Here is a 10,336-nt window from a genome sequence, read left to right on the forward strand (position 1 = left end):
CTTTGCGGCCACCCCCTAGTGGAGGATGAAGCGGCTCTTGGTGCGGAACTCCTCGACGAGCGCGGCCGGGGCCTTCTCCGGTGATCCCGCGTCGTACGGCGGCTGGGGGTCGTACTCCGTCAGCAGCTGTACGGCCTGGGCGTGCTCGTCCCCGGCGATCCGGCCGAGCAGGGTGAGCCCCATGTCGATGCCGGACGAGACGCCGGCGGCCGTCACGTACTTGCCGTCGATGACGACACGTTCGCCGGTCGGCTCCACTCCGAAGGTCTTGATGAGGTCCAGGGCAAGCCAGTGCGAGGTGGCGCGCCGCCCCTCCAGCAGACCGGCCGCGGCGAGCAGCAGCGAACCGGTGCAGACGGAGGTCGTCCAGGTGCTGGCCGCATCCGCGGCGCGCAGCCAGCCGAGCAGCGTCTCGTTCTCCATCTGGGCGCTCTGGCCGGGGCCGCCGGGGACGATCACCACATCCGGGGCGGGTACGTCGGCGAGGGTGCGATCGGCGACGAGCGCGAGGGTGCCGCTGTCGTTGCGCACGGGGCCCTTCCGCTCGGCGACGAAGACGGTCTCGGCGCCGGGGGTGCGGGAGAGGATCTCGTAGGGGCCGACGGCGTCGAGTGCCGTGAAGCGGTCGAAGAGGACGATGGCGATCTGCATGGTGTTCCTTTCAGTTGACTCTGGTGCTCGTGCTGGTCAGGGGCTGGGGGCGGAAGCGGCGCCGGTATTCGGCGGGGGCGGTGCCGAGGGCCTTGACGAAGGCGCGGCGCATCGCCTCCGGGGTGCCGTAGCCGCAGGTCCGCGAGATCCCGGCGACCCCGTCGGTGGTGTCCTCCAGGAGCCGTCTGGCGTGTTCGAGCCGGACACGGTCGACGTACCGGCCCGGGGTCATACCCGTCTCGGTCCGGAAGGCGCGGGCGAAGTGGCGGGGTGAGAGGCGGGCGCGGGCGGCGAGCGCCTCGACGGAGAGGTCGTCGCCGGGGTGCTCGGTGATCCAGTGCTGGACCTCTCGCAGCGGTTCGCGGCCCGCGGTCTGTGCGGTGAGCTGGGCGCTGAACTGGGCCTGGTTCCCTGGTCTGCGCAGAAAGACCACAAGGTGGCGGGCGACGGTGAGCGCCACCTGCCTGCCGAAGTCCTCCTCGACGAGAGCGAGGGAGAGATCGATGCCCGCGGTGACACCGGCGGAGGTGGCCAGCTTCCCGTCGCGTACGAAGATCGGGTCCGGGTCGACCTCGACGGCCGGGTAGGCGCGGGCGAGGTGCTCGGCGACCACCCAGTGGGTGGTCACCCGGTGCCCGTCCAGCAGTCCGGCGGCGGCGAGCAGCAGAGCTCCCGTGCAGACCGAGACCAGCCGTTCGGCGCGCGGGGCATGGGTGCGCAGCCAGTCGACGAGTGCCGGATCGGGGTGACGGGTGCCCTGACCGCCGGGGACGAGGAGCGTGTGGGGCGGTTCGGCGTCGGCGAGGCTGCCGTCCGGAACGAGGGTGAGTCCGACGCTCGTGCGGACCGGTGCGCCGTCGAGGGAGGCGGTGCGGAGTCCGTACGTGACGTCCGGGAAGCGGGAGGCTCCGGCGAAGACCTCCATGGGCCCGGTCACGTCGAGGCTCTGGACGCCGTCGAAGAGGACGACGAGTACGGATCGCTGCGTCATGTCTGCCATCCTGGACGGCCGCGAAGAGGGCCGCAATGACGAAGAACCCACCTTTCCTGCCATGCGGGTCCCGGGTGAAATTGGGCGTGGCCACAGGGTTATGGAACGTACCGACCAGTCCGTAACGTGCGGGCATGAGTACTCTGCCGCCGCGCGCCGGACGCCGCTGCCACAACGCCATCAACCCGCTGCACTCGACGGTCTACTTCTCCCCCGACCTCGGCAAGGAGCTCGGAGAGCTCGGCATCCACGACTCGAACGCCGCCTACTTCGCCGCACGCGGAGCAGCGCTCGGCGCCGTCGGACCAGGCACGGTCACCGCCACCTTCTACAACTTCAACCACGAACTCATCGCCCGGCACATCCCCGCGCTGTGGTCCGTCGCCTCACCGCAGGCGGTCCTGGACGCCCGGCTGCGGGCCGCGGACACGACGCTGCGCCGGCTGCTCGGCCCGGAGATCATCGAATCCCCCGAGCTGGCCGAGGCCGCGGAGCTGGCGCTGCGCGCCGCCGAGGCGTGCACGCGACACGCCCGGCCGCTCTACGCCGCCCACGCCGATCTGCCGGTGCCGGAGCAGCCGCATCTGGCGTACTGGCACGCCGGGACGCTGCTGCGCGAACACCGCGGTGACGGCCATATCGCCGCGCTCCTCGCCGCCGGTCTCGACCCGGTCGAGGCCCTGGTCAGCCACACCGCGACCGGTAAGGGAATGTCCCCGCGCTGGGTGCTCGCCACCCGCGGCTGGCACCGCACGGACTGGGAGGACGCGGCCGATCGGCTGCGGGGGCGCGGACTCCTGGACGGCGAGGGCGAGTTGACGGAGGCGGGTGTCGCCCTGCGGGCGGAGCTGGAGGACACCACGGACCGGATGGATCTGGCACCGTACGAGCATCTGGGAGCGGAGGGCGTGGAGCGGCTCACCGAACTGGCGCGCGGATTCCTCCTCACGGCGGTTTCTGCGGGCGCGTTCCCGGCCGATCTGATGGGCAAGGGCTGATCCCGCCGACCCGCCGACCGGCGGACAAGTGGGGTGGTCGGGCGACACGGCGCCCGGCCACCCGGCACAATGCAGACGGAAGGGGCCCCGCCCCGGTAAGCACAGCCAGTACAGCCCAGCACAGCCAGTACGAGAAGGCGAGTCGGTAGAACCGTGACGACGTCCATCGAAGGCAGGATCGCCGAGGAGCTCGGCGTACGCGAGCGGCAGGTGAAGGCGGCCGTAGAGCTGCTCGACGGCGGGTCGACCGTGCCGTTCATCGCGCGCTACCGCAAGGAAGCGACCGAGATGCTCGACGATGCGCAGCTGCGCACGCTCGAGGAGCGGTTGCGGTACCTGCGGGAACTGGAGGACCGGCGGGCGGCGATCCTCGACTCCGTACGCGAACAGGGCAAGCTCGACGAGGCCCTGGAGGCGCAGATCCGGGCCGCCGACACCAAGGCGCGGCTCGAGGACATCTATCTGCCGTTCAAGCCGAAGCGGCGGACGAAGGCACAGATCGCCCGGGAAGCAGGGCTCGAACCGCTCGCCGACGGCCTGCTGGGCGACCCGTCCGTCGAACCGCTCGCCGCTGCCGCCGCCTTCGTCGACGCCGGCAAGGGTGTCGCGGACGCCGCCGCGGCTCTGGAGGGCGCCCGTGCCATCCTCACCGAGCGGTTCTCGGAGGACGCCGACCTGATCGGCGAGCTGCGTGAGCGCATGTGGTCGCGCGGGCGGCTGGCCGCGAAGGTGCGGGACGGCAAGGAGGAGGCGGGCGCGAAGTTCGCCGACTACTTCGACTTCGCCGAGCCGTTCACCGCACTGCCCTCGCACCGGGTCCTCGCGATGCTCCGGGGCGAGAAGGAGGACGTGCTCGACCTGGTCCTGGAGCCGGAGGAACCCTCTCAGACACCGGGCCCTTCGACGTACGAGAACATGGTCGCCCGCCGTTTCGGCGTGGCCGACCGGGGCCGCCCGGGCGACAAGTGGCTCGGCGACACGGTGCGGTGGGCGTGGCGGACCCGAATCCTCGTCCACCTCGGTATCGATCTGCGGCTGCGGCTGCGGACGGCGGCGGAGGACGAGGCGGTACGGGTCTTCGCGTCGAACCTGCGCGATCTGCTGCTCGCCGCACCGGCCGGCACGCGGGCCACACTGGGGCTCGACCCCGGTTTCCGTACGGGTGTGAAGGTGGCCGTCGTCGACGCGACCGGCAAGGTCGTCGCGACCGACGTCATCTACCCGCACGTCCCGGCGAACAAGTGGGACGAGTCCCTGGCCAAGCTGGAGCGGCTGGCGAAGGAGCACTCCGTCGATCTGATCGCGATCGGCAACGGCACGGCGTCCCGCGAGACGGACAAGCTCGCGGGTGAACTGTGCGAGAGGCACCCGGAGCTGAAGCTCACCAAGGTGATGGTGTCCGAGGCGGGCGCCTCGGTGTACTCGGCCTCCGCCTTCGCCTCGCAGGAACTCCCCGACATGGACGTGTCGCTGCGTGGTGCGGTGTCGATCGCCCGGCGTCTGCAGGACCCGCTGGCCGAGCTCGTGAAGATCGACCCGAAGTCGATCGGTGTCGGCCAGTACCAGCACGACCTGTCCGAAGTGAAGCTGTCGCGCTCACTCGACGCGGTCGTCGAGGACTGTGTGAACGGCGTCGGCGTCGACGTCAACACCGCGTCGGCCCCGCTGCTCTCGCGGGTCTCCGGCATCGGCTCGGGTCTCGCCGAGAACATCGTCGCGCACCGGGACACGAACGGGCCGTTCCGGTCCCGGAAGGCGCTGAAGGACGTGGCGCGGCTGGGCCCGAAGGCGTACGAGCAGTGTGCGGGCTTCCTCCGGATCCGGGGAGACGACCCGCTCGACGCGTCGAGCGTGCACCCGGAGGCGTACCCGGTGGTGCGGCGGATGGCGAAGACGGTGGGCGGGGATGTCGCGTCGCTGGTCGGCAACTCCGGTGTGCTGCGGTCGCTGCGGGCGGACGACTTCGTGGACGAGAAATTCGGGCTGCCGACGGTCACGGACATCCTGAAGGAGCTGGAGAAGCCGGGTCGCGACCCGCGGCCCGCGTTCAAGACGGCCACCTTCAAGGAGGGCGTCGAGAAGATCGGTGATCTGGCCCCCGGGATGGTGCTGGAGGGGGTCGTCACGAATGTCGCCGCGTTCGGGGCGTTCGTGGACGTCGGTGTCCACCAGGACGGTCTGGTGCACGTGTCGGCAATGTCGAAGACCTTCGTGAAGGATCCGCGGGATGTCGTGAAGCCGGGCGACATCGTGAAGGTGAAGGTGATGGACGTCGACATTCCGCGGAAGCGGATCTCGTTGACGCTGCGGCTGGACGACGAGACGTCGGAGGGACAGTCGTCGTCACAGGGCGGTGGGACGAAGCGGGAGCGGGGCGGCCAGGGCGGTCGGCCGCCGCGGCAGCGGCAGGGCCAGGGTCAGGGCGGTCAGGACCGTGACCGGCGCGGTGGCGGTGGTGGCGGCTCTGCGCGTCAGGCGCCGGCGCCGGTGAACAGCGCCATGGCGGATGCGTTGCGGCGGGCGGGGCTGGCGGATCCGAAGCAGGGCGGAAGGAAGCACTGACGGTGGGGGCGGGTGAGGGCGGTCCGCTGCGCGGCTGCCCCCCCCACCCGCCCCTTCCCGAATTTTCGGTCCAAGAGGCCGCGCACATAGGTGGGGCGGCCTCTAAATCGCCCGACGGGCTCGGTCTTTCGCCTGCTCGGGCTTGACTGGGTCAGGCCTCGGTCAGCTTGCCGTCGGCCACCTCGACGCGCCGCGTCGTGCGCACCGCCTCCAGCATCCTTCGGTCGTGCGTGACCAGCAGCAGCGTCCCCGTGTACGAGTCGAGCGCCGACTCCAACTGTTCGATCGCGGGCAGGTCGAGGTGGTTCGTCGGCTCGTCCAGGACCAGGAGGTTCACGCCCCGGCCCTGGAGAAGGGCGAGGGCCGCCCGGGTCCGTTCGCCCGGGGAGAGGGTCGTGGCGGGCCGCATCACATGGTCCGCGCGCAGCCCGAACTTGGCGAGCAGCGTGCGGACCTCGACCGGCTCGGTCTCCGGGACGGCTGCGCAGAACGCCTCCAGCAGGGTCTCCGAGCCGTGGAACAGCTTCCGTGCCTGGTCCACCTCGCCCACCACCACGCCCGAGCCGAGCATCGCATGGCCCGAGTCCAGCGGCAGGCGGCCGAGCAGCGCCGCGAGGAGAGTGGACTTGCCGGCTCCGTTGGCGCCGGTGATCGCCACCCGGTCCGCCCAGTCGATCTGCAGCGACGCCGGCCCGAACGCGAAGTCGCCGCGCACGACCTGCGCCTCGCGGAGCGTGGCGACGACCGATCCGGAGCGCGGGGCCGTGGCGATCTCCATCCGCAGCTCCCACTCCTTGCGCGGCTCCTCGACGACATCGAGCCGTTCGATCATGCGCTGCGTCTGCCGGGCCTTCGCGGCCTGCTTCTCACTCGCTTCGCTGCGGAACTTGCGGCCGAGCTTGTCGGAGTCGGTGGCCTTGCGGCGGGCGTTCCTGACGCCCTTGTCCATCCAGCCGCGCTGCATCTGGGCGCGGCCTTCGAGGGCAGAGCGCTTGTCGGCATACTCCTCGAACTCCTCGCGGGCATGCCTGCGGGCCCGGTCGCGCTCCTCCAGATAGGCCGCGTACCCACCGCCGAAGAGGTTGATCTGCTGCTGGGCGAGATCGAGTTCGAGGACCTTGGTGACCGTACGCATCAGGAACTCGCGGTCGTGGCTGATGACGACGGTGCCGGCGCGCAGCCCGGAGACGTACCGCTCCAGTCGCTCCAGTCCGTCCAGGTCCAGATCGTTGGTGGGCTCGTCGAGGAGGAAGACGTCGTACCGCGACAGAAGCAGCGAGGCGAGTCCGGCGCGGGCGGCCTGGCCGCCCGAGAGCGCGGTCATCGGCAGGTCGAGGCCCACGGTCAGACCGAGGTCGGCGGCGACCTCCTCGGCGCGCTCGTCGAGGTCGGCGCCGCCGAGGGCCAGCCAGCGTTCGAGGGTTTCGGAGTACGCGTCGTCCGCCCCCGGTGCCCCGTCGACGAGGGCCTGGGTGGCGGCGTCCATCGCCGTCTGGGCGTCGGCGACGCCGGTCCGGCGGGCGAGGAAGTCCCGTACGGTCTCGTCCTGGCGGCGCTCCGGCTCCTGCGGGAGGTGACCGACGGTGGCGGTGGGCGGGGAGAGCCGCAGCTCACCCTCCTCCGGCCGGTCGAGCCCGGCGAGCAGCCGGAGCAGGGACGATTTTCCGGCTCCGTTGACTCCGACGAGACCGATCACGTCACCGGGTGCGACGACGAGATCGAGACCGGCGAAGAGAGTGCGGTCGCCGTGTCCGGCGGCGAGGTCCTTGGCGACGAGAGTGGCAGTCATCAGGGTGTCGATCCTAATCGGCGGACGGCTTCGCTCTCGACGGGTGTCAAAGAAGCCGGCGGGGGCTCCGGGTCGCAGTTCCGCGCGAGTGCGGGTGCGGATCACGAGGGCGGGCCCGCGCAGGTCGCCGCTCATCGGACGACGCGCCCTCGGGCACCCGGTCCGGGATGGGGTATCCCCTGCTCGAACGGAGTTAAGAGCTTGGGGAAGGACGGCACCGCCCCGACACGACCGGAGCGATCGTGTCGGGCATCGGACCGTCCAGGCCGGACCACGTGACCGGGGGCGTGAGGGAACCCGCCCACCCACAACGGACCGGCCCCCTGGAGAGCCGTCACCGAGCGGGACGCGAACGCGGGAACCCAGCACATCCAACACGGTTCGGGATGCGCCCAGTACGCAGCAGTGGGCCCAGGACTCACTCACGCACACTGGCTAGTGCCGCGACCGGCAAGGTTTGCCCGTCAAGGAGCGGCGGCCGGTGCGTGTGATCGCAAGGCAGCCGGAAGCCCTTGTAGCGGAGCTACCTGGGCTTTTGGCCAACGCCGCGAGCGCGCGTGCCGGCCGCCGCGACGGGGCAAACCTTGCCGGTCGCGGCACTAGGAACGGTCACCACTGACCTGGACTTTCCGTTAGCGTCCGGCCATGAGCGACACACGGGCAGAGGTGACGGGGCGGACGGACGTGCCGGACGTGATCGTGGTGGGTGGTGGGATCAGCGGGCTGACCACGGCCTTGGTGCTGGCCGAGCGCGGCCACCGGGTGCGGGTCTGGTCACGGGAGCCGGCTGCGGCAACGACGTCGGCGGTGGCGGGGGCGTTGTGGTGGCCGTACCGGATCGAGCCGGAGGAGCTGGTCGGCGACTGGTCGCTGACATCGCTCCGGAGATACGAGGAGCTGGCCGGGCGCCCGGGCAGGACGGGGGTGCGGCTGGTCTCCGGTCTGCACGGGGGCGAGCGACTCGCCGCTCTCGGTTCGTGGGCCGGGCAGTTGAAACACGTGACCGAGGTCGCGGAGGGGCTGCGGGTCCGGCTGCCGTTGATCGACATGCCGGTACATCTGAGCTGGCTGGAGCAGCAGTTGGCGGCGGCCGGTGGCGTTGTCGAGCGGCGTACCGTCACCTCGTTCGACGAAGCCGCTGCCGAGGCGTCGATGGTGGTCAACTGCACCGGTCTCGGGGCGCGCGAACTGGTCCCCGATGCCGGGGTGCGCCCGGTCCGCGGCCAGCTGGTGCTGGTGGAGAACCCGGGGATCGAGGAGTGGTTCGCCGAGGCGGACCCCGCCTCGGACGCGACGACGTACTTCTTCCCGCAGCCCGGGAGGCTGGTTCTCGGCGGCACGGCCGAGGTGGACGACTGGAGCACGGTGCCCGACCCCCGTACCGCCGCGGAGATCGTGGCCCGGTGTGCCCGGATCCGGCCGGAGATCGCGGAGGCGCGGGTCATCGGGCACCTGGTGGGTCTGCGTCCCGCACGCGACACCGGTGTGCGGATCGGGGCCGAACCGCTGCCGGGCGGCGGGCGGTTGGTGCACAACTACGGGCACGGGGGTGCGGGGGTGACGGTGGCCCTGGGCTGCGCGCGGGCGGCGGCCGATCTCCTGTCCTGAACCGGGCCGCGGGGCGGGGGCGCGGGCGGCCCGGCGGCGGGCGGCCAGGGCGCCGGGGCCTCAGTCGGGCGGCGGGGACGTCTATCTGTACTGAACCGCCATGAGCCGGTGCCGTCCTCACTTCGTGGAGGCCGTCGGGGTGTGCGGGACGGCGTTGCTCGCCTCAGGCATCAGCGGTGCCGGGTGACCACGCCGTCGGCGTAGCCAGACGTACAGCACCAGGATCGGCAGCAGCAGTCCGACGACCGTGAGGTCGAGGAACGCTGTGAAGCTGTCGATGTGCCTGACCAGCCAGGCGAAGTTCTGCCCGAAGAAGCCGACCACGAAGGACAACGGAAGGAACACGGTCGCGATGATCGTGAGCCGCTCCATCGTGGCGCTCTGTTGGAGGTTGATCTTGTTCTGCTCGACGGAGACCACCGCGATGTTCGCCTCCAGGACGGTGGTCAGCAGGTCGCGCTGGGCGGCGACCTCCTCGTTGACCAGCAGCAGATGATCGTGAACGTTGTGGAAGTACGGCAGGAGCTCGGCCGGGTACTTGCCGGGCTGCAGCTGCCGGGAGAGCACGGCGAGCAGCGGGTGCACGGCGCGGTAGAAGTCGGTGACCTCACGACGCAGGAAGTAGATCCGTTCGGTCGGTGCGACCACCCCGGAGAACACCGTGGCCTCGATCTGCTCGATGTCGTGGTCGAGTTCCGCAACGACCGGCGCGTAGCTGTCGACGACCTGGTCGAGGATGGCCCACAGGGTTGAGGCGGTACCGGCCCGCAGCAGCTCGGAGCGGCGTTCGAGCCGGGCGCGGGCGCCGTGAAGCTCGCTGGCGATGCCCTGGCGAACAGTGATCACGAAGTGTTCCGCGAGGAAGACGCTGATCTCGCCGGTGTCGATCTCCTCGCGCTCGTCGTCGTAGCGAGCGGTGCGCAGGATGATCAGCTCGGTGCCGTCCTCATACCGCTCTGCCTTCGGCCGGAGGTGGGAGGTCCGGGCATCCTCGACGGCGAGCTCGTGCAGTCCGAAGCACTCGCGCACGTTGTCCATTTCCTCCTGGCCGGGCTCGAAGAGGCCCAGCCAGACGAAGCCGCCCTGCCTGCAGCGGGCGGCGGCCTGCTCCAGTGGCATCGGACCCTCCTGCTGCCGGAGCCCGTCGCGGTAGTGCGCGCAGTCGACGATCATGGCGTTCCTCCTCGCGTCCGGCCGACGTGCACCGCCGCTCGCCCACCGACGGCGCCCGCCGTGGCTGCCCTACATCCATGGTTGCCTCCGACCGGTCACAGCGCAGGACGGTGGGGGCTGGGCGCTCGTCTCGACCAGCACTTCACCACACGGGCAGGCGCTGATTCGGAGTGCCCCGGGGGTCAGCGCGCGCTTGCGTCTCCGGCCCACAAACGCTGAGCTGGCCGTCTCCTGCACGGCCAGCCTGTTTCGCGGCACGAGGGGAGCACAGGATGGCCGCCTCCGCTCCTGCGGGCTCCAGGGCCGGCGGCACGGCGCGGCGGCGCCTGCGCGCGTGGAAGCCGGAGGGCTTGGCCGATATCGCCGAGCATCACCCGCAAACCCGCCCTGACCAGCTAGTATCCTGCGCCTCAAATGGCGACTCTAAGTATGTAGAGTGTTTGTATGTCGCCTTCTGGTCCGCGTGCTGTGGAGATCGTTCTGTCGGGTGAGGAGCGTGCCGAGTTGTCGCGGTGGGCTGCCGGGGCGGTGGCTCCCAGGCTCGCGGAGCGAGCTCGGATGGTG

General features: G+C 70.9%; 7 protein-coding genes. 3 read left to right on the top strand and 4 right to left on the bottom strand.

Going from position 1 to position 10,336, the window contains the following annotated elements; translation table 11 throughout:
- Positions 1-15: 15 nt before the first annotated feature.
- Complete coding sequence (locus AB0N06_RS30335; RefSeq protein ID WP_366137897.1) at positions 16-651, bottom strand: DJ-1/PfpI family protein; 636 nt, start codon at positions 649-651, stop codon at positions 16-18.
- Positions 652-661: 10 nt separating this feature from the next.
- A complete protein-coding gene (locus AB0N06_RS30340) occupies positions 662-1,642 on the bottom strand; it encodes a GlxA family transcriptional regulator (protein WP_366137898.1) in 981 nt (326 codons plus the stop codon).
- A 134-nt stretch (positions 1,643-1,776) separates the two neighbouring features.
- Between AB0N06_RS30340 and AB0N06_RS30345 the strand changes: the two genes are divergently transcribed.
- Positions 1,777-2,640, top strand: coding sequence for a hypothetical protein (locus tag AB0N06_RS30345; protein ID WP_366137900.1), 864 nt, complete (start codon positions 1,777-1,779; stop codon positions 2,638-2,640).
- A gap of 153 nt (positions 2,641-2,793) precedes the next feature.
- Complete coding sequence (locus AB0N06_RS30350; protein WP_366137901.1) at positions 2,794-5,202, top strand: Tex family protein; 2,409 nt, start codon at positions 2,794-2,796, stop codon at positions 5,200-5,202.
- A gap of 151 nt (positions 5,203-5,353) precedes the next feature.
- Here AB0N06_RS30350 and AB0N06_RS30355 read toward each other — a convergent pair whose 3' ends face one another.
- Positions 5,354-6,991: an ABC-F family ATP-binding cassette domain-containing protein gene (locus tag AB0N06_RS30355; protein WP_366137902.1), complete on the bottom strand. Its 1,638-nt coding sequence runs from the start codon at positions 6,989-6,991 to the stop codon at positions 5,354-5,356.
- 645 nt (positions 6,992-7,636) lie between these two features.
- Here AB0N06_RS30355 and AB0N06_RS30360 point away from each other — a divergent pair.
- Positions 7,637-8,599: an FAD-dependent oxidoreductase gene (locus tag AB0N06_RS30360; protein ID WP_366137903.1), complete on the top strand. Its 963-nt coding sequence runs from the start codon at positions 7,637-7,639 to the stop codon at positions 8,597-8,599.
- A gap of 117 nt (positions 8,600-8,716) precedes the next feature.
- Here AB0N06_RS30360 and AB0N06_RS30365 read toward each other — a convergent pair whose 3' ends face one another.
- Positions 8,717-9,772 carry a magnesium and cobalt transport protein CorA gene (locus AB0N06_RS30365; protein ID WP_366137904.1) on the bottom strand — a complete coding sequence of 352 codons (1,056 nt, stop codon included), beginning with the start codon at positions 9,770-9,772 and terminating at the stop codon, positions 8,717-8,719.
- Between the last annotated feature and the right edge of the window lie 564 nt (positions 9,773-10,336).

The sequence above is a fragment of the Streptomyces sp. NPDC051020 genome (genome assembly GCF_040683105.1).
Taxonomy (GTDB): Bacteria; Actinomycetota; Actinomycetes; order Streptomycetales; family Streptomycetaceae; genus Streptomyces.